Annotated in this window: 23 protein-coding genes; 6 read left to right on the forward strand and 17 right to left on the reverse strand. The window is 70.1% G+C overall.

Annotated elements, in window-relative coordinates:
* Nucleotides 1–3: 3 nt before the first annotated feature.
* Together AC1HFH_RS24085 and AC1HFH_RS24090 are read right to left on the reverse strand one after the other, a co-directional pair.
* Nucleotides 4–579, reverse strand: a complete 576-nt coding sequence (locus AC1HFH_RS24085; protein WP_480245062.1) for a hypothetical protein — start codon at nt 577–579, stop codon at nt 4–6.
* A 45-nt stretch (nt 580–624) separates the two neighbouring features.
* Nucleotides 625–1008, reverse strand: coding sequence for a hypothetical protein (locus AC1HFH_RS24090; protein ID WP_480245063.1), 384 nt, complete (start codon nt 1006–1008; stop codon nt 625–627).
* Between the two features lie 207 nt (nt 1009–1215).
* Between AC1HFH_RS24090 and AC1HFH_RS24095 the strand changes: the two genes are divergently transcribed.
* On the forward strand, nt 1216–2208 hold the full coding sequence (locus AC1HFH_RS24095) for an adenylate/guanylate cyclase domain-containing protein (RefSeq protein ID WP_480245064.1): 993 nt from the start codon (nt 1216–1218) through the stop codon (nt 2206–2208).
* A 111-nt stretch (nt 2209–2319) separates the two neighbouring features.
* Nucleotides 2320–2496 carry an antitoxin gene (locus AC1HFH_RS24100; protein WP_480247960.1) on the forward strand — a complete coding sequence of 59 codons (177 nt, stop codon included), beginning with the start codon at nt 2320–2322 and terminating at the stop codon, nt 2494–2496.
* Nucleotides 2497–2554: 58 nt separating this feature from the next.
* Here the strand turns inward: AC1HFH_RS24100 and AC1HFH_RS24105 are convergent, their stop codons facing one another.
* The 9 genes from AC1HFH_RS24105 to AC1HFH_RS24145 form a co-directional block, all read right to left on the reverse strand.
* Nucleotides 2555–3208, reverse strand: a complete 654-nt coding sequence (locus AC1HFH_RS24105) for a DUF8020 domain-containing protein (RefSeq protein WP_480245065.1) — start codon at nt 3206–3208, stop codon at nt 2555–2557.
* 213 nt (nt 3209–3421) lie between these two features.
* Nucleotides 3422–4162, reverse strand: coding sequence for an energy-coupling factor transporter transmembrane component T family protein (locus AC1HFH_RS24110; protein ID WP_480245066.1), 741 nt, complete (start codon nt 4160–4162; stop codon nt 3422–3424).
* The gene (locus AC1HFH_RS24115) at nt 4159–6264 is read right to left on the reverse strand and encodes an ABC transporter ATP-binding protein (RefSeq protein WP_480247961.1); all 2106 of its coding nucleotides are present in this window, start codon (nt 6262–6264) and stop codon (nt 4159–4161) included. Before AC1HFH_RS24115 ends, AC1HFH_RS24110 begins: the two co-directional genes overlap by 4 nt.
* A gap of 195 nt (nt 6265–6459) precedes the next feature.
* Nucleotides 6460–7242, reverse strand: a complete 783-nt coding sequence (locus AC1HFH_RS24120) for a metallophosphoesterase (RefSeq protein WP_480245067.1) — start codon at nt 7240–7242, stop codon at nt 6460–6462.
* A gap of 160 nt (nt 7243–7402) precedes the next feature.
* A complete protein-coding gene (locus AC1HFH_RS24125; RefSeq protein ID WP_480245068.1) occupies nt 7403–8185 on the reverse strand; it encodes an RluA family pseudouridine synthase in 783 nt (260 codons plus the stop codon).
* Between the two features lie 9 nt (nt 8186–8194).
* Nucleotides 8195–10579, reverse strand: a complete 2385-nt coding sequence (locus tag AC1HFH_RS24130) for an ATP-dependent DNA ligase (RefSeq protein WP_480245069.1) — start codon at nt 10577–10579, stop codon at nt 8195–8197.
* Nucleotides 10580–10622: 43 nt separating this feature from the next.
* Nucleotides 10623–10955: an antitoxin gene (locus AC1HFH_RS24135; protein WP_480245070.1), complete on the reverse strand. Its 333-nt coding sequence runs from the start codon at nt 10953–10955 to the stop codon at nt 10623–10625.
* A 42-nt stretch (nt 10956–10997) separates the two neighbouring features.
* Nucleotides 10998–12125 carry an MBL fold metallo-hydrolase gene (locus AC1HFH_RS24140; RefSeq protein ID WP_480245071.1) on the reverse strand — a complete coding sequence of 376 codons (1128 nt, stop codon included), beginning with the start codon at nt 12123–12125 and terminating at the stop codon, nt 10998–11000.
* A complete protein-coding gene (locus AC1HFH_RS24145; protein WP_480245072.1) occupies nt 12125–12853 on the reverse strand; it encodes an enoyl-CoA hydratase in 729 nt (242 codons plus the stop codon). The genes AC1HFH_RS24140 and AC1HFH_RS24145 overlap by 1 nt, the downstream gene beginning before the upstream one ends.
* A 91-nt stretch (nt 12854–12944) precedes the next feature.
* Between AC1HFH_RS24145 and AC1HFH_RS24150 the strand changes: the two genes are divergently transcribed.
* The gene (locus tag AC1HFH_RS24150; RefSeq protein WP_480245073.1) at nt 12945–14066 is read left to right on the forward strand and encodes an NAD(P)-binding domain-containing protein; all 1122 of its coding nucleotides are present in this window, start codon (nt 12945–12947) and stop codon (nt 14064–14066) included.
* Here the strand turns inward: AC1HFH_RS24150 and AC1HFH_RS24155 are convergent.
* The 6 genes from AC1HFH_RS24155 to AC1HFH_RS24180 form a co-directional block, all read right to left on the reverse strand.
* Complete coding sequence (locus tag AC1HFH_RS24155; RefSeq protein ID WP_480245074.1) at nt 14044–14901, reverse strand: aldo/keto reductase; 858 nt, start codon at nt 14899–14901, stop codon at nt 14044–14046. The genes AC1HFH_RS24150 and AC1HFH_RS24155 overlap by 23 nt on opposite strands.
* Before the next feature lie 60 nt (nt 14902–14961).
* The gene (locus tag AC1HFH_RS24160; protein ID WP_480245075.1) at nt 14962–16506 is read right to left on the reverse strand and encodes a carboxyl transferase domain-containing protein; all 1545 of its coding nucleotides are present in this window, start codon (nt 16504–16506) and stop codon (nt 14962–14964) included.
* A 359-nt stretch (nt 16507–16865) separates the two neighbouring features.
* The gene (locus tag AC1HFH_RS24165) at nt 16866–17468 is read right to left on the reverse strand and encodes a GTP-binding protein (protein WP_480245076.1); all 603 of its coding nucleotides are present in this window, start codon (nt 17466–17468) and stop codon (nt 16866–16868) included.
* On the reverse strand, nt 17449–17823 hold the full coding sequence (locus AC1HFH_RS24170; RefSeq protein ID WP_480245077.1) for a DUF742 domain-containing protein: 375 nt from the start codon (nt 17821–17823) through the stop codon (nt 17449–17451). The genes AC1HFH_RS24165 and AC1HFH_RS24170 overlap by 20 nt, the downstream gene beginning before the upstream one ends.
* A gap of 7 nt (nt 17824–17830) precedes the next feature.
* Nucleotides 17831–18244 carry a roadblock/LC7 domain-containing protein gene (locus AC1HFH_RS24175; RefSeq protein WP_480245078.1) on the reverse strand — a complete coding sequence of 138 codons (414 nt, stop codon included), beginning with the start codon at nt 18242–18244 and terminating at the stop codon, nt 17831–17833.
* Nucleotides 18241–22122: an ATP-binding protein gene (locus AC1HFH_RS24180; RefSeq protein WP_480245079.1), complete on the reverse strand. Its 3882-nt coding sequence runs from the start codon at nt 22120–22122 to the stop codon at nt 18241–18243. The genes AC1HFH_RS24175 and AC1HFH_RS24180 overlap by 4 nt, the downstream gene beginning before the upstream one ends.
* 313 nt (nt 22123–22435) lie before the next feature.
* Between AC1HFH_RS24180 and AC1HFH_RS24185 the strand changes: the two genes are divergently transcribed.
* From AC1HFH_RS24185 to AC1HFH_RS24195, 3 genes are read left to right on the forward strand one after another with little or no spacing between them, the layout of a single operon-like run.
* Nucleotides 22436–24454, forward strand: a complete 2019-nt coding sequence (locus AC1HFH_RS24185; protein ID WP_480245080.1) for an AMP-binding protein — start codon at nt 22436–22438, stop codon at nt 24452–24454.
* A gap of 42 nt (nt 24455–24496) precedes the next feature.
* Nucleotides 24497–25204: a response regulator transcription factor gene (locus AC1HFH_RS24190; RefSeq protein WP_480245081.1), complete on the forward strand. Its 708-nt coding sequence runs from the start codon at nt 24497–24499 to the stop codon at nt 25202–25204.
* Nucleotides 25201–26544, forward strand: a complete 1344-nt coding sequence (locus tag AC1HFH_RS24195) for a HAMP domain-containing sensor histidine kinase (protein WP_480245082.1) — start codon at nt 25201–25203, stop codon at nt 26542–26544. The genes AC1HFH_RS24190 and AC1HFH_RS24195 overlap by 4 nt, the downstream gene beginning before the upstream one ends.
* Nucleotides 26545–26560: the final 16 nt, after the last annotated feature.

Raw genomic sequence — 26560 nt, forward strand, 5'->3', positions numbered from 1 at the left:
GGCTCATCCCTGCGATCCGGGTTCCCGATCCGGCAGCTGGGGTGGATCGAAGCGGGGCACCCGGTCACCCGCGGCGGGCAGGGTCGGGTTGTACACATAGTGCATCGCGTCCCGGGCGGCTGCGGTGTCGGCGGCCTCGCCGGCGAGGTAGTGCGAGCGCCGCCAGAAGCCTTCGACGGCCTCGGCCACCGGATCCGGGTCCTCGGCGTACGGCGGCCGCGGTTCCGGAATGGCGGCGCGGACCGCTTCGGCGGCGTCCGCGCAGCCCCGCAACAGTCGTTCCAGCTCGGCGCAGGTGTCGTGGGCGTGCAGCCCGGCCCGGACGAAGTCGTCGGTGGCCGCCTGCGCGGACCCGGCGAAGGCGCCGGACAGTTCGGGCAGCTCGCGCCTGGCCACCGCGGCGAACTCCTCGAACGAGGAGCGCAGCAATTCACCCATATCGAGCCAGCCCGCGGCGACCCGGGCGAGATCGGCCGGCGCGAGCCGTTCGTGCACCTGCTCCCAGATCTGCTGCAGGGTGTAACCGTCGAAGACCTCGCGGTCCGGAACGTAGGCGGGATCGGTTTCGTGCGTACCCATGGCAGGAACCTTCCGGTCGGTGACCGCTACCCGGCAGCGCCCGGATCACGACGAGACATCCAGCTCGGCGGTGACCCGTTCGAGTGCTGCCCGGTGGGCGGCGTCGGCCTCGGCGATCAAATCGGCGGAAGCGAGGTACGCGGCCTTGTAACGCAGGGCCGTCGCTTCCAATGCGCGCAGGGTGGCGAGGCCTTCGGCCCCCTTGGCGCTGAACCCACGCGTCAGTGCGTGCCCGGAAGGCAAGTCCGCGAATCCGTGCACCTGCACCACGGCCTCACTCGCCCGCATCGCCTCCCGTAACCCCGCCACCAGCCGGTCACACGCCGCCGCCAGCCGCCGCGCGCCCTCGACGGACATGCGCAGCTCACCGGCCGTCGCCGCTTCGTAGACCGTCTGCGCGTCCTTTCGACCCCGCTCCGGTGCCCCCATGGCCGCGCACCCCCTCCGGCGCCTTCCCGCGGGCCGAGCCGGCCCGTGCCTTCCTGTCGTGCAGGGTACCAACGGAATTCGTCATCCGGAATGGCTCGGTGTCGGTTATCGCATCCGTCCCGGCCGCCGGCCGCGGGATTTGTCACATGCCCCGACGGCTACCGGAAATATCCTGGTACCCGGCGGTCCGCCCCGTAGAGTCGGGACATGGCGGAGTCGCGGAAGGCCGAACTGATTCAGGAACTCGCCGACGACTACCTGCTGGCCGGTGAACGCCGGTTCACCCGGCAGCAGGTGGCCGAGCAGTCCGGCGTGCCTCCGGAGGTTTCGCAGCGGCTGTGGACCGCGCTGGGTTTTCCGGCCAACCCGGACGACGAGCGGGACTACACCCCCGCCGATATCGCGGCGGTCACCACCTTCCGCGGGATGAACGTGGTGGCCTCCGCCGATATCCGGCAGCAGGCGGCCGCGGCGCGCACCATCGGCCAGGGCATGGCCCGGCTCGCCGAATGGCAGGCCGACCTGGTGTTGGCCGAGATCCGGGCCCGGGCGGCCGAGGGCGACACCGCGCACACTCCCGAGGAACGGTTGCGGGCTGCCACCGAATCCACCCTGACCGAGGTCGAGGAGCTGCAGCGGTACGCCTGGCGGCGGCACCTGGCCGCCGCACTGGCCCGCGCGGTCGACGAACCGATCCCGAATGCCGAGTCCACCCGGGTGCTCGCGGTCGGCTTCGCGGATATGGTCGGCTTCACCAGGCTCACCCGGCATCTGCATCCGGACGAGCTGGCCACCCTGCTGGAGGCGTTCGAATCCACCACCACCGCCGCGATCACCGAACACGGCGGCTGGGTGGTCAAGAACGTCGGCGACGAGGTGATGTTCGCGGCCGAGACGGCCCAGGCGGCCGCCCGCATCTCGCTGTCGATTCAGGAATCGACGATGCTGGTGGGCGGCACCCCGGAGTTGCGGGTGGCGTTCGCCTACGGCGAGGTGCTCAAACGCTTCGGCGACCTGTACGGGTCGGTGGTGAACATCGCCGCCCGGCTCACCGGTGTGGCCCGGCCGGGCAACATCCTCATCGACGACAGTGCCGCCGCCGCACTGGCCGACGATCCGGAATTCGCGATCCGGCACCTGCGCAGTGTCCGGGTCCGCGGGTTCAACCGGCTGCGCCCGCATCGGCTCCGCAGCGCCTGATTGCTACCCGGTTGCGCTCGGTGGTCCACCATGACCGCGTCGGGTGCTCTATGGTGTTCGGCGTCGGATCGTTCGACGCTGGAAAACCGGATGGACAATCGAGGAGTGACTGTGGATTTCGCGAGCCTGGCCGGCAAGGCAAAGGACCTGGCCCAGAAGAATGCCGACAAGGTCGACGATGTGATCGAGAAGGCCGGTGACATGGTCGACGAGAAGACCGACGGCAAGTTCGCCGGGCATGTGGACACTGCGCAGGATGCCGCCAAGAAGGCGCTGCGCGAGCAGTAGCGAAGTGATTGCCGTGCGGGGCAGTGTCGTCCCCCGCACGGCAATCCGGTAGCGACGGTCAGCCGGCGGGCTGCTCCTGGCTCTTCGGAGCCCACTTGGTGGTGCCGGGCGGAGCGGTGAGCGTGCCGATCAGATCGATACCGGCGATGATCAGGGTCGGGCCGCCGACCACGAGGGTTCCGATGATGCCGCCGAGCGAGGCGCCGGTGAGAATCGTTGCAGGCAATGGGATCCCACCGCCAGCCAGGCCGACTACGATTCCGATTCCCGCACCGATCGCAGTACCGATGAAACCACCGACAGCCGTGGCGATTCCGAACTGCGAGGCGAAGTTGGACTGCGCCGCATAGTTCTCCTGCGGCGAGGCCACCGGTCGAACCGTGGGCCGCGCCTGTGAAACATCCTTCACCGCAGTCAGTTCCAGGACCCGTCCCTCGTCACGCACCAGGTGCGGCAGCGGGTACTCGGTTTCGCCCTCCCGGATGGCCAGCGGCAGGGTGACCACCGTGGCCCCGGAGATGTCGCGGATGTCGACGGTGTCGCCGTCGATCTCGAAGGTTCCGTTCGTCAGTGTGGTGACCACCGTGTCGCCGACGAGTTCGGCGCGGTACTCGATATCGGGAGTCACCGGTTCGGCGTGCACAACTCCCGCACCGACCAGAGCGGCGGCCAGGGCCGGCACCGCGGCGGCGGCGATCTTGCGAATGATCATGTGTGCTCTTGTCCCATCTTCATCAGGTGTACAACCGTGCAGGCTTCCAACTGGTACAGACACAGAGTTCGACGAACGCAGGGTCACTGCGCTCGTACCCCCTTTACCCCGACCGGACCGAACCTTACGCCCCTGATGTCGGGGGCACACCACAATTTCGTTCGTAAATTTCCGAGAAATTCACATATCTCGGCGTTTCGGACAAAACGCCGGTCAGACCAGCACACCGAGTACCACACACCCGGCACACACCAGGAACACCACGGTCAGCGCCACCGCATCCCGGCGCCCCGGACCACTCGGGTGGGCCGTGAGCTGGCCGGTCCCACCGCGTGCGGTGATCGCCTCGCCGAGTTCACCTGCCCGGCGGGTCGCCACCGCCATTGCCGCGGTGAGGATGTCGATCAGCGGGTTCTGATCGGTGGCCCGATGCACCAAATCCTCCTTGGGCCGCAGCTTGCGCGCCGCCCGTAGCACCCGGATCTCCTCCAGCAGCAACGGCAGGCCGCGCAGGGTCAGGGCCACCGCCACCGCCCATTCGTCCACCGGGACCCGCAGTCTGCGCAGTGGCGCACCCAGTTTCGCCAGTGCGGGCGCGATCTCGCCCATCGGGGTGGTCCAGGCGATCAGCATCGAGGCGCTCACCAGCACCATGCTGAACACGAACAGCTGGGCGTAACGCAACACTGCGGACGGGCCCACCGGAACGTTGACCAGGGCACCCAGCGCGACCAGGCCCCAGAACCACCACGGCAGCCGCGGCAGTGTACCGAGGGGCAGCCGCGCCAGCACCCCGACCACGAGCAGGAAGACGATCACGGCTCCCAGTACCGGCCAGGTCGGCAGGAACATCAGCGTCAGGCTCAGGGCCAGCACACAGACCATCTTGGTTCCGGCCCACAGCCGGTGCACCGGGCTGTCGACCGGAACCTGGCGCAGCAGGACCGTACTCATTGCGAGACTCCGTTTCCGGGTTCGGGGCGCTCCCCGGCGCCCAGCGGCCAGGATGCGCCGGGGCGGCGCTTCGGGAGCGGCCGGGGGCCGGGCCGGCGGGGATCGCCGGGCGGCCCCGGAGGTTCGGCGGCTCGGCCGAGCCCGGCCGACGCCGGACGGGCCGGGGCGGCTGCCGGGGCGGTGGCCGCCACCAGGTCCCCCTCCCGCAGGTGCACCGTCCGGTCGCAGACCGCCGCGATATCGGCGACATCGTGCGAGATGACCACGATGGTGAGGCCGGAATCGCGCAGCCGGCCGAGCAGTTCGACGATATCGGCACGCCCCTCCGGATCCAGCCCGGCCAGCGGCTCGTCCAGCACCACCACCTGCGGATGGCTGGCCACGATCGCGGCCAGCACCACCCGCTTGGCCTGGCCACCGCTGAGTTCCTCGATGGACCGGGCCGCCGAGCGGCGGTCCAGCCCGACGGCATCCAGCGCCTGTCCCACCGCACCGGAACCGGTGGCGCGGCCGCCCCAATCCGAGATCTCCTCGCCCACGCTCTGTTTCTGCAGCTGCAACCGCGAATGCTGGAAGGCCAGCGCCACCCGGCCGACCTGGTCGCGCACCGGATCTCCGTGCAGCTCGCACCGGCCGGAACTCGGTGCGATCAGGCCTGCGATGATCCAGGCCAGAGTGGACTTGCCGGAGCCGTTGCCGCCCACCACCAGCAGGGTTTCCCCCCGATGCACCGACAGGTCGATGCCGTGCAGTGCCGGCGCCTCCCACGGGGTGCCCCGGTTGTAGGTGTGCCGGATATCGCGCAACTGCAGGATCGCCGGTCCGATCGGCTGCTGCCGCACGGTCCGGGTGGGCTGCGGCCAGCCCGGCAGCCGGTCGGCCATCCGGCCCCGATCCAGGTGGATCACCCGGTCGGCGGCGGCCGCATCGGCCTCGTGATGGGTCACCAGCACCACCGCGGTGCCGTGCCGTCGGGGTAGATCGGCCAGCAGTGCCACCAGTTCCCGGCGGCCGTCCGGATCGATCATCGAGGTCGCCTCGTCGGCGATCAGCAGTGCCGGCCGCCGGGCCAGCGCTGCCGCGACGGCCAGGCGCTGCTGCTGGCCGCCGGAAAGCGCCGCGGTCTCCCGGGCGCCCATCCCGGCCAGGCCGACCTCGGCGAGCAGCCCGTCCACGTCCACGGTCGCCGCGCGGTCCGCCGGCAGGCCCCAGACGACGTCGTCGGCCACCGATACTCCCAGGGTCTGGCTCTCCGGCCGTTGCAGCACCAGCGCAGTGCCACCCTCCCGGCCCAGTCCGGCCGAACCCGGGCGGGTCAGTGTCCCCTCGGTCGGCGGGCGCCCGGCCAGCACCCGGGTCAGGGTGGACTTGCCCGAACCGTTGTGCCCGACCACGGCCACGAACTCGCCGGCGGCGACCCGCAGGTCGATGCCGGACAGCGCCGGCGTATCCGCCTCGGGATAGGTGTATCCGACACCGGACAGCGTCACCGGCAGCGGCGCCACCGGGCGATCGTCGTGCGGTGCGTCCAGCCGGTCGGTCCCCGGCAGCCAGGCCAGCCGGTCCAGCACCGAACCGAGCACATACCAGGACACCACGGCGCTGACCAGCACTCCGAGCGCCACGCTGCCGCCCAGCCACGCCCACCACCAGCGCAGCACCGAATCGGTCAGCTCGGCGACCGCGCGGCCCACCGGGGCCAGCGCCGATTGGCGGGCGGCCAGATCCTGCACACCCTGTGCGGTGTTGCGGATGGTCTCGAAGAACAGTTCCCGGGTACCGGCGAACACCAGCAGCATCCCCACCGAGAACGCGCCCCACCCGATCCCGGACAGCGTCGCGAGGCCGAGTACGGCAGGCAGTCCACCGCCACGGCGTTTCACGCCACCGATGATGCCGCCCAGCGTCGCCGTGCCGACCACGCCGATCGCCGGCAGCAACCCGGCGGCAACAAAGGTGACCAGGGTCGCCGACATCGTCGCGGTCACCAGCACCCGCAACCGGTACCGGTGCGCCAGCAATCCCAGCGGGACCGCGGCCACCAGCTGCAGCGCAGCCGCCATCGGGACCAGGGAGCCGACGGTGATCAGCCCGACGGTCATCCCGCCCAGGACCGCAGCGGTGGCCAATTCGATCGGGCGTAGTTCACTCACAGCACAAGTCTGCCAGGGCGGGACCGGACGGCTACCGCACCAGGGTCCGACACGTCGCACCCGCGCCGGACGACAACGCGCCGCGGCCTGGACGGGACCTGGACTCCGCCACCGGCGCGCAAGGCGCACCGAACACCGCAGGGTCTATTCAGCAGGGGCGGCGTTCTGTCGTCCGCCCATGGCGACGCTGCGGAAGTGGGTGGTCAGGGGCCCGGCATCGGGAATCACGTGCAGGGCGATCGCCGGGTCCGGGGCGTAGTCCATCACCTGGTCCGGCGGGTCCAGTTCCCATTCGCCGCCCAGCACCGACGCGGTACTCGGCCCGGTCAGCAGTGGACGCCCGGCGAAAGTGGTGACGGCAGCCGAGTGGGCGTGTCCGGTGAGCACCCCGAGGATCCGGTCGTCACCCGCCACTACGGCCGCGAGCCTGCCCGGATCCGCCAGCCCGATCTCGTCGACGATCGGGCTGTACAACCGGGCCGGAGGGTGATGCAGGGCCAGCAGGATCGGCCCGCCCGCCGGCGCCTCGGCGAGGGCGGCACGTAACCAGGTGAAGGTTTCCTCGGCGAGCCGGCCGCCTGGGTCGCCCGGCACCGTGGAGTCGAGCAGGATCAGGGTGAGCGGCCCCACCCGGTGCACCCGGTTGATCGGGGCACCGCCCGGCGGTTCGTCGAGCAGGACGGTCCGGAAGTTGGTTCGGTCGTCATGGTTTCCGGGCAGGCATACCATCGGAATATCCGTTCGCAGTGCGGTTTTCGCCTGCGCATACTGCTCCCGCTGCCCGGAATCGGTGATGTCGCCGGTCACCACGATCAGATCGGGACGGCGGCGCAGACCGGCCAGATAGGCCAGCGCCGCCCGGGCCCGTTCGGCATTTCGGGAACCGAGGTCGAAGTGGGTGTCGCTGAGCTGAGCCGCCAGGATCATCGGCAGTCGCTCCCCTTCCGGGATTCGCTACGTTGCGTCCGAGTGTGCCGGTCTCCCTCGTCGGCACCCATCAAGGCTAGCTGAGCTGGGCATATTCCTCGCCATGAGGCTGCACACGCCGGAAAACCTGATCGGTGGTCTGTGTGGCGGGCCACCGCCGTCAGGCGCGTGGTGCGGTATCGCCGAATGCGAGCGCGGCCGCGGCGGTGAGTTCATCGATCCGCTCGGCACCGGACGCCACCGGCGCCCAGAAGTCCGCATCCGGTGCGGCGATCAGATCCAGTTCCCCGGCAGGGTCTTCCGGGGCCGCCAGCTGCAGCCGCCACGAATGCAGCTGGGTACGCGGCAGCTCCCCGGACCTGTCGAACAGTGGGTCGCCGACGATCGGATGACCGATCCAGGCCAGGTGCACCCGCAGCTGATGCCGCCGCCCGGTGACCGGCCGCAGCGCCAGCAGCGCCCGGTCCCCGTGCCGGGCGAGCGTGCTGAACCGGGTGTGGGACGGGTAGTTCTTCACCGCCAGCAGATCGGCGTCGTCGACGAACCAGCGGTCACCGGACCGCCGGATCGCCTCCCGGGGTGCGGCGACCCGGACTCTGTTCTTACGGCCGACGCTCAGCGGCAGCTCGACCGTGCCGTGGTCGGGCAGATCTGCACCGGCGACCACGGCCAGATAGGTCTTGCGGGCGGTCTGCTTGTTGAACTGCCTGGTCAGCGGACCGTGTGCGGCGAGATCGGTGGCCAGTAACACCAGCCCGGAGGTCACCTTGTCGATCCGGTGCACCGGATACAGGGTGACCCCGGCAGCGGCCGCGAGCTGCACCAGATCGGTGTCGTGCCGTTCTCCGGTCACCGAGATCCCCGCCGGCTTGTTCAGCGCCAGCACGGCATCGTCGGTGTACACGGTGCAGCGCTGGAGTACCTGCGGCCAGTCCCAATCCACCGGGACACCCTAACGGGCTCCGTCCGGCCGGACCGGCGCCCCTCGAACGGTCGCCTCGCCTCGGCCGCCCACCCAGGCCGGGTGCCACAGCCGCCCCTGTTCGGTCCAGGATTGGAATCGGATGGTGCCGCTGATCTCCGGTTCCACCCAGACGGCGTCGGCTCGTTCGTCGTCGGCCAGTGCGTTGACGAACGGCGGATCGGCCCGGCGCAGACCCCGCATCCGCTCGGCGAGGGAGGCCATCGTGGCCTCGTCGAAGCCGGTACCCACCCGGCCGGCGTAGATCAGGTCCCCGTTGTGCGGCACACCCACCAGCAGCGATTTGAACGCCCGGGCCGTGCTGGTCCGCCAGCCCCCGATCACCACCTCGAGCGTGCGCCAGTGCCGCTGTTTGATCCAGGTGTGGCCGCGTTTGCCGGGCTGGTACACCGAATCGAGCCGCTTCGCGACGACACCTTCCTGGCTGCGTTCGGCACTGACCCGCAATGCCTCCGCGCCGGGGCCGGGTAGCCGGGGCGCCACGTTCAGGGCGGGCGCGAGCTCGCCGAGCGCCTCGAGCACTTGTCGCCGATCGGTGTAGCGCTTGCGGAGCAACGAGGTGCCGTCCAGGTACAGCACATCGAAGGCCACCAGCTGCGCACTCCGGGAATCGGCCTGCAGCAGGGCGATATTCGGAATCCCGTCGGCGTCGAACACGACTGCCTCCCCGTCGACCACCACGCGATGCGCGGCCAGCTGCTCGCCCAGTTCGGCCAGCCGCGGGTACCTGTCGGTGACGACGCCGCCGGCCCGGCTCCGCACCGTCACCACACCGGAGTCGATCTCCACCAGTACCCGGAAACCGTCCCATTTCGTTTCGAAGGCCCACTCCCGATCGGTGAGCCGGTCCACCGCGCCCGGAGTGGCCAGCATCGGGGCCAGGCCGCGCGGCAGGTCCCGGTCGCCGGTCGACGGCGGGCCCTCGGTAGCGGTGTCCGCCGGGCCCGGTTCTCCGGCACCGGGGCCGGGAGCCTGCTGATCGCGCATCCGGTGCATCAGCCACTGATCGCCCCGGGTGCGGATCAGGGCGTAGCGGCCCGAGAGCCGGTCCCCGTGGAAGTCCGCGATCACCTCGTCGGACCGCCATTTCTCGGTGTCGTAGGTGCCGGAATCCCAGATGGTCATCGTCCCGGCGCCGTATTCACCCTTGGGGATCGCACCGTGGAAATCCAGGTACTCCAGCGGGTGGTCCTCGGTGTGTACCGCGAGCCGGTTGTGCGCGGGATCGGTCGGCGGGCCTTTCGGGACCGCCCAGGACACCAGAACCCCGTCCCGCTCCAGCCGCACATCCCAGTGCAGGCGCCGCGCATGGTGTTCCTGCACCACGAACCGGTTTCCCGGGCCGTCGGCGGTGGGTGGCTCCGCCGGGACCGGTTCCGGGGTGCGCTCCGCGGCACGTTTGTCCCGATACTTCGCCAGCCTGTCGGCGGTGTCCGGGCCGGCGCCGCCCGCTCCGGCAGTCACCGCGGCGTCTTCGACCGGCGGATCCAGCTCGGCGAGCAGATCGGTCCCGGATTCCCAGCGGGCGAGCACTTCGTCGAAACGCAACTGCCGCAGCCGATCCGAATCCTCGATTTCCGCCCATGACCTGGGCGCGGCAACGTCCGGGTGTTCGCGGCCCCGCATCGAGTAGGGCGCGACGGTGGTCTTCGCCGCATTGTTCTGGCTCCAGTCGACGAAGATCTTCCCGGTCCGCGCCGATTTGGCCATGGTGGCGGTGACCAGGTCCGGATGCAGCTGCGCCAGGTTGGTGGCGACCTGGCGGGCCACCGTGCTCGCACCGGCGGAGCTCATCTCCCGATCCAGCGGCACATAGATGTGGATCCCCTTGCTGCCGCTGGTCACCGGGAACGCGGTCAGACCGATATCGGCCGCGATATCGCGCACCGCCAGCGCGATCCGGGCGCATTCGGCGAGCCCGGCGCCCGGCCCGGGGTCCAGATCGAACACCAGCCGGGTGGCCGGGCCGCGGGCACCGTCGAGAAAGCGCCACTGCGGCACATGGATCTCCAGCGCCGCCTGCTGCCCGATCCAGGCCAGCCCGGCCTCCGAATCGAGCAACGGGTAGGTCACCCGGCGATGCGAATGATCGATGCTGCGCCGCGGCAACCAGGCCGGGACGTGACCGGGCAGGTTCTTCTCGAAGAAGGCGGGCTGGTCGACGCCGTTCGGCCAGCGCTTACGGGTGACCGGACGGCCGGCTACATGCGGCAGCAGGGCGTCGGCGATGGCGGTGTAATACGCGATCACCGCACCCTTGGTGGTCCCGGTACGCGGATACAGCACCTTGTCCAGGTTGCCGATATCGACGTCGATCCCGGGCGCACCGGGCGGACCCCGGAACTCCCGTCGCATGGGATGTACCGGTGCGAGGGCCGGTCACCGGCCCTCGCACCGCTCAGGACCGCGGGCCCGAATCCGACGGACCGGAGGTCGGCCCCGGCTCGGCCGGCGGCTCGGGCGGCGTCGTCGGCGCCGCGCCACCGGTCGCGCCCGGTGCCGTGCTCCCACCGGAGGCCTCCGACGTGGTGCCGCTACCGCCTTCCTCCGGCGGAACCACCTTGCGAGCGGCTTCCTTGCCCTTCTCGATCTTGTCGCTGTACTTGCCGTGCGTCTTCTCGTCGATGAAGTTACCGGCCTTGTCGACCGCTTCGTTGATCTTGTCGGCGTTCTGCGCCGCGGCTTCCTTGCCCTTGCCGAGCATGCCCTTGAGGGTGTCCACGAGACTCATCGTTCGTCGTTCCTTTCCCTAGCCGTCGGAGGTTCCGGAGTACTACCCCACATCTTCCCACCACGAATCACGTGGTGGGAGGTCATTCGGAACCACCCGCTGGCCCGGCTTGGGCACCGCCACCCGGGTACCCGCCCCGTGCGCGGCGGCCACCATCCGGCGGACCGGCTCCGACCAGCCGTGGAACGCCAGATTGAACGTCGCCCAGTGGATCGGCACCAGCACGCCGTGGTCGGCGGCACCGACACACAGATCGGCGTGCGCGCGCACCGCCTCCTCCGGGTTCATGTGCACATCCGACCAGCGTTCGTCGTAGGCGCCGATCGGCAACAGGGTCAGATCGAACGGTCCCAGGGTGGCTCCGGCCTGCGCAAACGCCTTCGTATAGCCGGTGTCACCGCCGAAATAGACCCGGTGCTGGGGACCGGCGAGCGCCCACGAGGCCCACAGGGTGGTGTTGCGCTGCAGACCCCGGCCGGAGAAATGCCGGGCCTCCGCGCAGGTGATCGTGAGCGGACCGGCCGCACCGGCCACGGTGACCGAACCGCCCCAGTCCAGCTCCACGATCCGGTCCTCCGGCACGCCCCAGTGCCGCAGATGCGCACCGATCCCGAGCGGCACGATCAGGGGCATCCGGCGGGTCCGGACCAGCTCCTCGATCGTCGCCTTGTCGAGATGGTCGTAGTGGTCGTGCGAAATGATCACCGCATCCAGCTCGGGCAGCTCGGCCAGCGGCGCCGGGGCGGGATGCAGCCGGGCCGGGCCGATCAGCGGTGAGGGCGATACCCGTTCGCTCCACACCGGATCGGTCAGCACCCGGAAACCGTCCACCTCGATCAGCGCGGACGCATGCCCGAACCAGGTCACCGCGAGGTCGGCGGCCTGCGCCGGCGCCTCGACCGACGCCAGCGGCACCGCGGTGCGCGGACGACCGGCATCGCGCTGGGTCATCGCGGACCACAGCAGCGACAGCCCGGAACCGGTCGCGATCTGGCTGCTCTGCTCGGTGTTGTGGAACCGGCGGCCGCGATAACTGCCGGCGCCGACGGCCAGCGGTTCGATCGCGGTCGGCCCGGCGCCCAGCGCCGCCGGCAGCCCCTGGGCGGCGCGCAGCACCCAGGCCAGACCGAGAACTCCGGCCGCTCCGCAGGCGAGGCGTCGGATCCGCATCAGCGGCCCTCGAACTTCGCCGGGCGCTTCTGCCGGCGCGCCAGCCGCCCCTCCTGCGCGTCCGCGCTGGACCAGGCGGCCGTCAGCGCGGCCTGCTGTTCCGCACTGCCCGGATCCCGGGTGCCGTCGTCGTTGAAGACCAGTTTCAGGTGCCGCAGCGACAGCGGCGCCAGCTGCGCAATCGACTTCGCCCAGTCCTGGGCATCGGCCAGGGTGCCGAGCCGGTTGGCGAAACCGAACGAATAGGTGTCGGCCGCCGAGACCGGTTCGGCGCCGAGCAGTACGGTCCGGGCCGGGCCGCCGCCGATCAGCGAAACCAGCCGGCGCACCGTCCAGCGGTCCACCGAAATACCCAGTTTGGCCGCCGGGATCGCAATGTAGGCGTCCGGGTCGATCACCCGCAGGTCCGAGGCCAGCGCGAGCTGGACACCCGCACCCAGCGCACCGCCGTTGATCGCCGAGATCACCGGCACCGGCACCGATTCGATGGTGTGCAGCATGTCCAGCAGGCCGGTCAGGAACTCCTCCGAGTACACCCCCGACAGGTCGGCTCCCGCGCAGAAGATCGGGCCCCGCCCGGTGAGCACGATCGCCCGGGCGCCCCGTTCGACGGCATCGAGCACGGCGGCCCGCAACTGCGTCACCAACTCGTCGTTGAGTGCGTTGCGACGCTCCTCGCGCTGCATCTCGATGGTGATGACGTCACCGTCGCGGGTGACTCCGAGCATGTTTCCTCCCCGTACTTCGATGACGGTCCGGTTGCTTTCACTCTGCCACAGCCGACGGCGATCGCCCGGTAACGCGATACCATCGGCCGCCGTGGCGACCGATTTCGACATCCTGGTCATCGGTGCCGGTCAGGCGGGTTTGTCGGCCGGCTATCACCTGCGCCGGCTCGGGCTGCGGCCGGAACGGGACTTCCGGATCGTGGACCATGCGCCCGGTCCCGGCGGGGCCTGGCAGTTCCGCTGGCCGTCGCTGACCCTGACGACCGTCAACCGGGTGCACGACCTGCCGGGGATGTCGTTCGCGGAGACGCTGCCGCCCGGCTCGGCGTCCGCCCCGGCCGCGACCGCCGTACCCGAGTACTACGCCCGGTACGAACAGCGTTTCGACCTGCGGGTACAACGGCAGACCTCGGTGCGGGTGGTCTGCGATCGGACCGCCGACGACGCGCGCTGCGACGGCCGCGGCGAGATCCTGCGAGTGGAGACCGACCCTCCCGAAGTGCTGCGGGTGCGTGGCCTGATCAATGCGACCGGCACCTGGGAACGCCCGTTCGTACCGCATGTACCCGGCGCCCGATCGTTCGCCGGACGTCAGCTGCACACGCACGATTACCACACGGCCGACGAGTTCGCCGGTGCCGACGTGGTCGTCGTCGGCGGCGGGATCTCCGCCGTGCAGATCCTCGACGAAGTGTCGAAAGTCACCTCGACCACCTGGGTGACCAGGACCGCTCCGGTGTTCCGGGAAACTCCGTTCACGGCCGCGGACGGTCGTGCTGCCGTGGCCCGGGTCGAGGACCGGGTGCGGCGCGGGCTGCCGCCCGGTTCCGTGGTCTCGGTGACCGGGCTGCCCCTGGACGATCGGCTGCGCGCGGCCCGTGACCGCGGCGTCCTGCATCGGCTGCCGATGTTCGACCGCATCGAACCGGGCGGGGTCCGCTGGGCCGACGGCCGGTTCCGGGCCGCCGACGTCATCATCTGGGCCACCGGTTTCCGCAGCTCACTGGACCATCTGGCGCCGTTGCGACTGCGCGGCCCCGGCGGCGGTATCGAAATGACCGGGCGGTCGGCCACCCAGGTCGCCGCCGACCCCCGGATCCATCTGGTCGGCTACGGGCCGTCGGCCAGCACCATCGGCGCCAACCGGGCGGGCCGGGCGGCGGCGGTGGAACTGACCCGCTACCTGGGAATCAGTCGTCGAGCCCGGCAGTGAACGTCGCCGGGTCCGGGCCGATCCGGCGGCCCGCGTCCAGCCGGTTGATCGCCGCCATCGCGTCCCGGTCCAGTTCGAAGTCGAACACGTCGAAGTTCTCCGCGATCCGCGACGGCGTCACCGACTTGGGGATCACCACGTTGCCGAGCTGCAGATGCCAGCGGATGATCACCTGCGCCGGGGTCCGATCCAACTCCTTGGCGATGCTGACGATCGTCGCCTCGTCGAGCAGCGTGCCCTGGCCGAGTGGGCTCCACGCCTCGGTGGCGATCGCGTGCGCGGCATGGAATTCGCGCAGCTCACGCTGGGCCAGCTGCGGATGCAGTTCGATCTGGTTGACCGACGGGGTCTCCCCGGTCTCGGCGATGAGCTGTTCCAGATCGGCGACCCGGAAGTTGGATACGCCGATCGAGCGGATCCGGCCTTGCGCCTTCAACTCCTGGAACGCGCGGAAGGTACCCACGAAGCGACCGGCCGCCGGGCAGGGCCAATGGATCAGGTACAGGTCCAGGTAGTCCAGCCCCAGCCGCTGCATGCTGGTGTCGAACGCACGCAGGGTGTTGTCGTAACCCTGGTCGGCGTTCCACAGCTTCGTGGTCACGAAGATCTCTTCGCGCGGGATGCCCGATTCGCGAAGTGCTGCGCCTACACCTTCCTCGTTGCCGTATACCGCAGCGGTATCGATACTGCGGTACCCGGTGCGCAGCGCCTCGGCCACCACCGGTTTCGCGTCCTCGGCCGGCACCTGGAACACTCCGAAGCCCAGCTGGGGAATGACATTCCCGTCGTTGAGCACGATGTCGGGCACGCGGCTGCCTCGGTTGATGAAGGTCACCGTTCCGACGGTAGGAGCGCAACGCCGTACCGTCAACGACAGCACCGGCGTGTTCGCCGGTCAGGCGCCGGGATCCGCCCCGGTCAGGCCCAGTCTCCGGTACCGTGCGCGCCGCTGTTCGACCAGCTCCCCCGGACCGCGCCGGCGCAGTTGCGCCAGTTCCTCGGCGACCGTCAATACCATCCGGCGAGCGAACTCGACCGGCTCCTCGGCGGCATCCGGGAACTCCGGCACGATCCGGTCCACCACACCGTCGGCCAGCAACTGGCCGGCACCGATCCGCTGAGCCTCCGACAACTCGGCGGCATGTTCGGTATCGCGATACACGATCGCACTGGCCCCCTCCGGAGGTAAGGGCGCCAACCAGCCGTGCCCGGCGGCCAGCACCCGGTCCGCGGGCAGCAGAGCCAGCGCGCCGCCGCCGGCCCCCTGGCCGAGCAGGATCGACACGGTCGGCGTGGCCACGGTGACCAGGTCGGCCAGGCACCGCGCGATCTCCGGCGCCAGTCCCCGTTCCTCCGCCTCCCGGGACAGCGATGCCCCCGCGGTATCAATCACCAGGACCAGCGGCAGCCGCAGCTCCGCGGCCAGCGCGATGGCCCGCCGCGCCTCCCGGAGCGCGGCGGGTCCCATCGGGGCCGGGGAGTCGTCGTCGGCGGGTGCCGGATTCCGGCCTGCCCGGTCGTGCCCGAACAGGATGCAGGGCTGTCCCCGGAATCGGGCCAGGGCATGCACCACCGAGCGGTCGGCCTCCCCCTGACCGGTTCCACTGAGCGGAACCCGGTGGGTGACCTGCCGCAGCAACTCCCGGATCCCCGGCCGATCCGGCCGTCGCGAGCTCTGCACCGCAGCCCAGGCATCCGGTTCCGGCATCGGCACCTTCGGTCGTACCTGCTCGGCCCAACCGGGTTCGGGGACAACGGCATCGACGCCCGGCCGGCCACTGCACACATCCAGCACCCGGTGCGCGATCCGGCGGAACACCGGCACCTCGACGACGCCGTCGAGCACGCCGTTGCGGTAGAGGTTCTCGGCGGTCTGCACCCCGGGCGGAAAAGGCCGGCCGTACAACGCCTCGTACACCCGCGGCCCGAGGAAACCGATCAACGCGCCGGGCTGGGCGAAGGTGATATGCCCCAATGAGCCCCAGGAAGCGAACACACCGCCCATGGTGGGATTGCGCAGATACACCAGATAGAGGTTTCCGGCGCTCTTGTGCGCCGCCACCGCTCCCGCGATCTTCACCATCTGCAGGAAGGCGACGGTACCCTCCTGCATCCGGGTACCACCCGAGGTCGGCGAAGCGATCAGCGGAAGCCCCGACTCGGTGGCCCGCTCCACCGCGGTGACGATCCGCTCGGCAGCAGCGACCCCCACCGAGCCGGCGAGAAAGTCGAACTCACAGACGATGAGCGCCACCCGCCGACCACGCAGCCGTCCTTCACCGGTGCGCACCGACTCGTCCACACCCGACCGCTGCGCCGCATCAGCCAGTTCCGCCCGATACCGGCCCGATTCGGCCACCGGCACCAGCGCCTCGTCCCAGCTCACGAAGGAGCCCGGATCGATCAACCCGTCCAGCAGTTCCCGGCCCGAAATCCGCACCCGCTCACCCTACGTGAGCACCCGAAACCCCATCCCGAGCAGACGAGGGAGCTGTCGTGGCGGCATCCCCCGAGAAGCCACCACCACGACAGCTCCCTCATCGCCGAGTACTCGGCTCGGGAGCGCGTGCAGGCGAAACGTACGGTTGCGCGCGGACGCAACCCCGTACGGAGCGACCCCGAGGAGCGACCTTTCGCGGCCCGCCTCTCACCCGAGTACTCGAAAGCGCATGAGCCGAAGGCTCGAGTCTCGAGTGCTCGGGTGCGAGGCCCCACAGGGCCGCGAACAGCGACGCCGGAGGCGGCACCATCAGACACAGCCCCTAGGGCCGCGAACACGGAGCGGCGGAGCCGCGACCATCAAACACTGCTCACCTTGGTCAGTGCGTATTCGGTGAGTGTGACCAGGGCCTGCTTGGCCGGTTCGCGGCGTCGGGCGTCCATCGACAGGATCGGCACGTCGGCGGGGACCGCGAGCGCCTGCCGGATGTCCTCCAGCGGGTACTTCGGTGCGTCGTCGAACTCGTTGAGTGCCACCAGGAAGGGCAGGTTGCGTGCCTCGAAGTAGTCGACGGCCGCGAAACTGTCCTCCAGCCGGCGGGTGTCGACCAGGACGACGGCGCCGATGGCACCGCGGATCAGGTCGTCCCACATGAACCAGAAGCGGTACTGGCCCGGAGTTCCGAACAGGTACAGCACCAGGTCGTCGGCCAGACTGATCCGGCCGAAGTCCATCGCCACCGTGGTGGTCGACTTCATCGGAATGGCACTCAGGTTGTCGATTCCGGTACTGGCGTTGGTGACCAGGGCCTCGGTGCGCAGCGGAACGATCTCCGATACCGCCCCGACCAAGGTGGTCTTGCCGACGCCGAACCCGCCGGCCACGACGATCTTCGCCGAGGTCGGTTTGCTGGTGCGGGTGTCGACCTGCTGCGCCGTCGAATCAAATACGCCGGAGTCCACTGAGAACCCTTTCGATCAGCTCGCGACGTTCATCGTCGCTGGAATCGTCTTTCAATGTCGCCGATACCCGGACATGACCGGCCTCGATGAGATCGGCCACGAGTACTCGTGCCACGCCTATCGGGATACCCAATCGGGCCGCGAGTTCAGCAACGGAGGGCGATTCTCGGCACAACTCCACGATGGACGTTTCGATGTTGGTCAGTTCGAACTGCCGCTCGAAGGCGACCGGATGCGATGCAACGAGGGCCTCCAACGCCAACTCGACCGCCGGCCTGGTACGGCCGGCAGTCAACGAGTACGGGCGGACGAGGCTCGGCTCGGAGCTCCCCACGCGGTTGTTGTCTATGTCCATCCCACCATCAGGAACCCATCGTGACGCGTGGCGTGGCCTGCACCGTCTGGCCCACGCGCTCGACCAACAACGCCATCTCGTAGCCGACCTGACCGATGTCACACGAGGTGTTGGTCAGGACCGCCAGGTACGAGCCGTCCCCGACTGCCATGAGCAGCAGGTAGCCGTGCTCCATCTCGACGACCGACTGCAGCACGGTGCCGCCCTCGAAGAGGTTCGAGACACCGACGGAAAGGCTCGCCAGCCCGGCGGTGACGGCGGACAGCTGCTCGGCACGATCCACGGGAAGCTGAGCACTCGCAGCCATCAGCAGACCGTCGGCCGAGACCAGCACCGCATGCGCTACGCCAGGAACCTCGTTGGCGAAGTTCGAAACCAGCCAATCGAGCTGACGGTTCGTACCTCCTGGTTCGGGGTTCATCGGTCTCCTTTATCTCCGGTTAGGTTCATTGCCTTCATTGCGCGGCCATCCCGGACGCCCTGCTGGTGACGACTCAAGCTGGACCTGATCGTTTCGGGATCACGTTGCGGGCGGCGAGCGGACGTACCGTCCACCGCGCCGGGGACGAGCCTTCCGCCTGGCTTGCGTTGTGGCAAGCCTGCCGCCGTCCGGGTCTCCGACTGGGCCTCGGTGGCCCGGCGGGCGGCCTGCCAGCCCTCGTCGCCCGGAGATTCGAAGGACGCCGCGGCCTGGGACCGGTCGGCGTTCGGATCCGACAGCCATGCCGACATCATCTCGGCGAAGATCGGCGTACCGCCCATCACCGAATCGGACTCGGCAGCAGGCTGCAGCCGGGTCTGGAAGAACGATGCCGTCTTGGCAGGGTTCGACCGGTAGCTGTGTCGGCCGGGATCTCGCCCGGCGGGTGCGGCCTCGGGCTCGGCCGGGCGGTCCGGGCGCGGCAGGGCGACACCGGGGCCGGCGTTGTCCTGGGGCACGACGGTAGCACCGGGATCCCGTTGCGGGAGGCCATTGGGCCCGGCCGCCGGGGCACGCTGCGGCAGACCGTCGCCGCCGGGAGTCCGCTGTGGCAGACCACCACCGGCCGGATCACGCTGCGGCAGGCCATCGGCTCCGAGTCGGCGCTGCGGCAGACCATCGGCACCCGGCCCACGCTGCGGCAGACCATCCGGACCCGGCCCACGCTGGGGCAGACCACCACTGGCGGGATCACGCTGCGGCAGACCGCCGGCTCCGGGCGCGCGCTGCGGCAGAGCACCGCTCGTGGGCCCGGAGACACCGGGCTGCGACGCATCGCTGCCGCCCGGCTGCCGCTGCGGCAGACCGCTGGGGCCGGTCGGCGGCTGCGCCGAACCGGGGCCGGCGGCTCCGCGCTGCGGCAGGCCGTTCGCACCCGGCTCGCGTTGCGGCAAACCGCCCGGGGCCGAACCGTTGCCGCCCGGCTCACGCTGCGGGAGCCCACCGGGGGCCGGGCTGTTCGCACCCGGCTCACGCTGCGGCAGACCACCCGAGGCCAGTCCGTTCGCACCGGGCTCACGCTGCGGCAGGCCACCGGGGGCCGGGCTGTTCGCACCCGGCTCACGCTGCGGCAAACCGCCCGAGGCCAGTCCGTTCGCACCGGGCTCACGCTGCGGCAAACCGCCGGAAGCCAAACCATTCGCACCCGGCTCACGCTGCGGCAAACCGCCGACCCCGGGCTCGGGGGCGCGGCCGTCACCGTCACCGCGCTGCGGAAGACCGTTGCCGCCCGGCCGGCGCTGGGGCAACCCGTCGGGCTGCGGCAGGCCACCGGGGGCAGCTCGGCCGGGCAGCCGGTCCGGTGCCGGAGCGCCCGCTCCGGGCCCGGACGGGCCCGGTACACCGGATGTTCCGGGCTCCCGCTGCGGCAGGCCACCGGGGCCGCCGGCGTTCGGCTGCCGCTGTGGCAGTCCGCCGATACCGTCGGCGCCCGGGGCGCCGTTGGCACCCGGACGGCGCTGCGGCAAACCGCCGGGCGGCGGCCCACCGGCCGGATTCGGCGGCGCACCGGCCGGTCCCTGCGGTCCGCCGGCGACCGTCGGGTCGCCGGGCGCGGCCGGTGGCCGCTTGATCGGCCCGGACAGGGTGCGCTTGGGCATGCTGGCAGCGGCCAGTTTGCCCAGCTGCGGCACGCTCTGCGGCTGCTGGCCGGGCCCCGGACGCAGCGTCGGAGCGGATTGTTCGGTACCGCCGGACTGCGCCATCGCATTGCCCGGCTGCCGCTGCGGGAGTCCACCCGGACCGGCCGCGGCCGGTGGCCCACCGGCCTGCTCGAGTGGCCCGCTGACGCCCGGATCCACCGTCACCATCATGTTGCCGCCCGGGGTGCGGGTAACCGCCCGGGTCTGCATGGTGCTGTTGTTCGGCTGCGGTTGCGGCTGGGCCGGAGCACCGGCTGCGGGAATCGGCCCCGAGTTCGGGCCGGGCGGCACCACCGGGCCTGCGGACCCCGCGACCAACAGCCCCACCGGCACATGCACCGTGACGGTGACGCCGGGATCGCGAGCGGTGTCGAAGGTCGGGCGCAGCCGCACGGTGAGACCGTGCCGCTCGGCGAGCCGGCCGACCACGAACAGGCCCATGTGCCGGGCGGTGTCGGGCCCCGGTTCGGCGGCCTGTTCGAGCCGCCGGTTGATCTCGGCCAGTTCGGCCGGCGGCATACCGATACCGCGGTCGGCGACCTCGATCAGCAGGCCCTGATCGTGGGCCTGCGCGAAGGTGAACTTGACGTCCGTCTCCGGCGGTGAGGCGCGCAGGGCGTTGTCCAGGAGTTCGGCGAACAGATGGGCGAGGTCCGATGCGGCCGGTTCGACCAGGGCACCGCGCGGTGTCGCGCCGAGCTTGACCCGCTCGTAGTCCTCCACCTCGGAGATGGCGGCCCGGAGCACATCGGCGATCTCGACCGGCGCGGACTTGCTGCGCCGCTGTTTGGTACCGGCGAGAATCAGCAGGTTGTCGCCGTTTCGGCGCATACGGGCCGCGAGATGGTCCAGCCGGAAGAGATTCTCCAGCAGGCGCGGATCCTTCTCGTCGTACTCCATCGCCTCGATGAGGCTCAGCTGGTGATCGACCAGCGACTTGGAGCGCCGCGCGAGGGTCTCGAACATGTCGTTGACCTGCGAACGCATCTGCGCCTGGTCGCTGGCCAGCCGCAGCGCCTGCCCATGGATGTCGTCGACCGCGCGGGCGAGCTGACCGATCTCCTCCTCGCTGCGCACCGGCATCGGTTCCAGCGGCACGTCCTCCGGGGCGGCGCCGTCGCGCAGCTGCGCCACCTCGTAGGGCAGATCGCTCTCCGCGACCCGCAGCGCCGCGAGCCGCAGCCGGTGCAGCGGCACGATCATGGCCCGCGCCACGAAGACCGCGAGCAGCAGCGCAGCCAGGATGGTCGCGAGCACGACGGCGGTATAGGTCCAGGCACCGGTCGACGCCGAGCTGGTCAGATCCGACATCGCGGAATCGATATCGGAGGTGGCCTGATCGACGACGGCACCGTAGTCGGCCAGGCTGGACTCCATCGACGCCCGGAACTCACCGACCGGAAGCCGGCCGGCCTGGGTTGCGGGCGAGTTGACCAGGTTCTCCCGGGTCTCGGCCTGGGCCACCAGGTTGGCGATCTTCGGATCGCCCGGCGGGAAGCGATGGGCGAGCACACCGAGCAGGCGTTTCTCGGTATTGACCGCGACCAGCATGTCCGGCGCACCGGCCTGCGGGTCCGCCATCATCGCCGCGATCGCGGCCAGCTCGTCGACCATCACCGCACGGGTGTTCAGCGAATCCACCAGACGCAGCTTCGCCGCATCCATGGTGGGGTCGCTGACCTGGGCGACCGTGCTCTCCACGATCCCGACGCTGTTGACCCGGACCTCTTCGACACTGCGCACCGCGGCGTCGCCGTCCGGCTGCTGATTCTTGCCGCGCGCCAGCACCTCTTCGGTGCGGTCGATCATCTGCTGCAGCATGTCCTGCGCACCCGGCTGGGGCGCGAGGACCTCCTTGGCAGCCTTCGCGTCGGAGATGGCACCTTCGAGCTCGACCAGGTCCTCGTCGGTGACCAGCTTGATCGGCCCGATCGAGGCGACCTGACTACCCGATACCCGTGCCGAGATAGCACTCAGCGACGTCACCGCGGGGATGACATCGACCTGCTCGGAGATCTCCGAGAGACGATTGGCCTCGGAGAACTCGGCGGTGATCCTCGACACGCCGAGCCCGACCGCGACCGCGAGTGGCACGGCGAGAACAGCCGTAACCTTCCACCTCAGGTCCCAGTTGCCGAGCGCCCAGCGTTTACTGCTGGACCTAGCGGCCTCGCGCATCTTCCTCTCACTTTCCAAACTGGCCCCTACCAAGCACCATCAGCGAACCCACAATCGCATGCTGGCTCACTGGTGGAGCTGGCCGAGAACTGCGGCTGGCCGAGAAATTGCGTCTACGACGGCCCGAAATAAGTGACATCAGATTCTAACGGATCAATAACTTCTTGGCTGACACCCGGTGACGATACCGGCTACGACCTGCCTGTTCCAGGCAAACCGTGAGGTCGCGGCACCCACCCGGGCGTCGCGTGAAGTCTGCCACAATCATCACGATCTATCGAGCGGGCATCAAGGCAAGGCAGGGAGTCACGGGTTGAGCGTGCAACACGAGTACCGGCCGGTCTACCAGACCAGCCTCGTCGACCCGGCCGGGTTCTGGGCCGAGGCGGCCCGCGCCGTCGACTGGGTGCAACCGCCCGACCAGGTCCTCGAGGCCACTGGATCCAGGCATACCCGCTGGTTCCCGGGCGCAACCCTCAACACCTGTTTCAACGCCCTCGACCGGCACATCCGGGACGGCCGGGCCGACCAGCCCGCACTGCTGTACGAATCGGCGATGACCGGCACCTCCGCCGCGTACACCTACGCCGAACTGCTGGACGAGGTGGCCGGGTTCGCGGGCACCATGCGCGACCTCGGCGTGACCGCCGGCGACCGGGTGGTCATCTATCTGCCGATGATCCCCGAGGCCGTGATCGCGATGCTGGCCTGCGCCCGGATCGGTGCGGTGCATTCGGTGGTGTTCGGCGGTTTCGCTGCGCCGGAACTGGCCGCCCGGATCGACGACGCCGAACCGGTCCTGGTGATCACCGCCTCCGGCGGCCTGGAACCCAGCGGCCCGATCGAGTACCCGCCCATCGTGCTGCAAGCGCTCGAGCTGGCCGAGACCACCGCACCCCGGACCGTGATCGTCAAACAACGTCCCCGGTTCGACACGATCGAGTTCGGCGAACCGCAGCCGGCGACCGAGGTCCTGCCGGATTCCGGGGAGACGGTCCTGGCCCGCTGGGTGGACTGGGACGCCGTGAACACCGGCAGCGCGCCCGCGGACCCGGTACCGGTCGCCGCGACCGATCCGCTGTACATCCTCTACACCTCCGGCACCACCGGTAAGCCGAAGGGCGTGGTGCGCGACAACGGCGGACACGCGGTGGCGCTCACCTGGTCGATGCGCAACATCTACGACGTCGGCCCCGGCCAGGTCATGTGGGCGGCTTCGGATGTCGGATGGGTCGTCGGCCATTCCTACATCGTGTACGCACCGCTGCTGGCGGGCGCGACCACCGTGCTCTACGAGGGAAAACCGGTCGGCACCCCGGATGCCGGCAGCTACTGGCGGATCATCGAGAAGCATCGGGTCCGGGTCTTGTTCACCGCACCGACCGCGCTGCGGGCGTTGCGGCGGGCCGATCCGGCGGCGACCGCCGCGCACCGGTGCGATCTGTCCTCGCTGCGGGCGTTGTTCTGTGCAGGCGAACGCCTCGACCCGGCCACCTTCGAGTGGGCCGAGACGACGCTGCTCACCGACCGGCCGGACTGCCCGGTGGTGGATCACTGGTGGCAGACCGAAACCGGCTGGCCGATCAGCGCCGACCCACTGGGCCTGCAGGAGCTTCCGGTGAAATCGGGCTCGGCGGGCGTGCCGGTGCCCGGCTACCGGCTGCGGATCCTGGACGCCAACGGCAACCCGCTGCCGACCGGTTCCGAGGGCAATATCGTGATCGGCCTGCCGTTGCCACCGGGTGCGCTGACCGGCCTGTGGCAGGACGCGGAGCGGTTCGAGCGGTCGTATCTGTCCGCCTTCCCCGGCCACTATCTGACCGGAGACTCCGGCTACATCGACACCGACGGCTACCTGTTCGTGCTCGGCCGCAGCGACGATGTGATCAATATGGCCGGGCACCGGTTGTCCGCGGGCAGCATCGAGGCCGCGATCGCCGGGCACGAAGCGATCGCCGAATGCGCCGTGATCGGCGTGCCGGACGAGCTCAAAGGCCATCGGCCGCTGGCCTATGTGGTCCTCAAGCAGGGAGTCGAAGCCGACCCGGACCGCCTCCGCGACGAACTGACCGAACGCGTCCGCGACCAGATCGGCGCCATCGCCACCCTGCACGATGCGGTGATCGTGTCGGGGCTGCCGAAGACCCGTTCCGGCAAGATCCTGCGCAAGACCATCCGCCAGCTCACCGCCGGTGAGGATGTCGCGGTGCCGCCCACGATCGAGGATCCGGATGTGCTGACCGCCTTCGCCGACCGGCTGCTGGCGGCCCGGCCGATCGCGAGCGACGAGACCGGTTCCGGTGGCGACGACGACATCACCGGCGCACCGTGACCGGCTCGGCGCCGGTCCGACCGCAACCGGCAGAATGAGGTCGTGACCGAACCGACCGCAGCACCCACCGTCCTGGTCGTCGACGACGACGAGGACGTCCTCGCCTCGGTGGAACGCGGCCTGCGGCTGTCCGGCTTCCGGGTTCTGGTGGCCCGGGACGGCGCTGCCGCCCTGCGCAGCGTCGCTGAGGCGGCCCCGGATGCGATCGTGCTGGACATGAACATGCCGGTGCTCGACGGTGCGGGCGTGGTGACCGCGCTGCGCGCCATGGGCAACGAGGTGCCGATCTGCGTGCTCAGCGCCCGATCCTCGGTCGACGACCGGATCTCCGGCCTGGAATCCGGCGCCGACGACTACCTGGTGAAACCGTTCGTGCTGGCCGAACTGGTGGCCCGGATCCGGGCGCTGCTGCGCCGTCCCGCCACGGCACCGGCCCGGAGTGCCCCGGACTCCATTACCGTCGGCCCGCTCGAGGTGGATGTCGCCGGCTATCGCGCACTGCTGCACGGACGCGAAATCGAGCTCACCAAAAGGGAATTCGAATTGTTGTCGACGCTGGCCCGAAATGCCGGCGTGGTGCTGAGCCGGGAGCGGCTGCTGGAATTGGTATGGGGCTACGACTTTGTCGCCGATACCAATGTGGTGGATGTGTTCGTCGGATATCTGCGCCGGAAACTCGAGATCGACGACACGCCGAGACTGCTGCACACCATCCGCGGCGTCGGCTTCGTCCTCCGAGCGCCGCGATGAGGCGGCGCCGGTCGTTCTCGCTGCGGACCCGGGTGGCCGGGGCGGCCGCGGCCGGGGCGGTGCTGGTGGTGGCGCTGGCGTTGTTCCTGAGTTTCCGGGCGATCGAACGCAACAACCTGCAGCAGACCGATCAGCAACTGCAGATCGCATCCCGGATCGTGGTGATCGAGCCGGTGATCGCCACCGGTTTCGTCAACCTCACCGGGCTGCAGAGCACTATGGCGCTGACAGTGCGCGACGACGGCATGGTGATCGCCTCCAGCCCGGTGGAACTGCCCGATCTGCCGCCCGGTTCCCGGACGGTGACCGTCGCCGGGCAGCCGTACCGGGTGCTGACCACCACCGAGAACCAGCCGCCGGGACGGACTGTCGCACTGGCCATCCCCGCCGCCGAGGCCGCCGAGGCCACCGCGGAGCAGCAGCGCTGGGTGCTGGGCAGTGGTGCGGTCGCCGTGGCCGCGGCCGCGGCGCTCGGCTGGTTGTTCGCGGGCCGTGCGGTCCGGCCGATCGTGTCGCTGACCCGGCAGGTGTCCCGGGTCGGCAAGACCGATATACCGCAGCGGCCGGTGGCCGCCGCCGGGGTCTCCGAGGCCGAACAGCTGGCGGACGCGGTCAACACGATGCTGGCCCGCGTGGACGCAGCACAGGCCGAGACCGCCGCCGCCCTGGAAACGGCCCGCGACTTCGCCGCCGTCTCCGCACACGAACTGCGCACGCCCTTGACCGCCATGCGCACCGATCTCGAGGTGCTGCGCACACTCGACCTGGACGCCGCGCAGCGCGGCGAGATCCTGGACGACGTCCAGCGCAGCCAGACCCGGGTGGAGACCACGCTCACCGCGCTCGAACGGCTCGCCCGCGGCGATCTGACCCAGCAACGCGATCATGTCGCCACCGATGTCGCCGAGCTGTGCGACCAGGCGGCGCACGATGCCATGCGGCAGTATCCGAACCTGACCGTGCGTATCGAGACCGACCCGGAACTGGTCACCCGCGGCCTGCCGACCGGGCTGCGCCTGGCCGTCGACAACGCCCTGACCAATTCGGTGAAACACGGCGCCGCCACCGAGGCGCTGGTATCGGCGCATCGGGCCCCGGCGGGACAGATCGTGATCACTGTCGACGACAACGGTTCCGGTGTCCCGCCGGACGAGCGGGAGGCGGTGTTCCAGCGGTTCGTCCGCGGCAGCCGGACCGGAAGGAGCGGTTCGGGCCTGGGGCTGGCCTTGGTCGCCCAGCAGGCCCAGCTACACGGTGGCCGAGCCCATTTCGAAGACAGCCCGCTCGGGGGCGCCCGGCTGGTCCTCACGCTGCCGGAACGGCCGGTCGACGAATCCTGATCCGGGCGGGGCGATT

This window comes from Nocardia sp. KT25-26, from assembly GCF_056627695.1.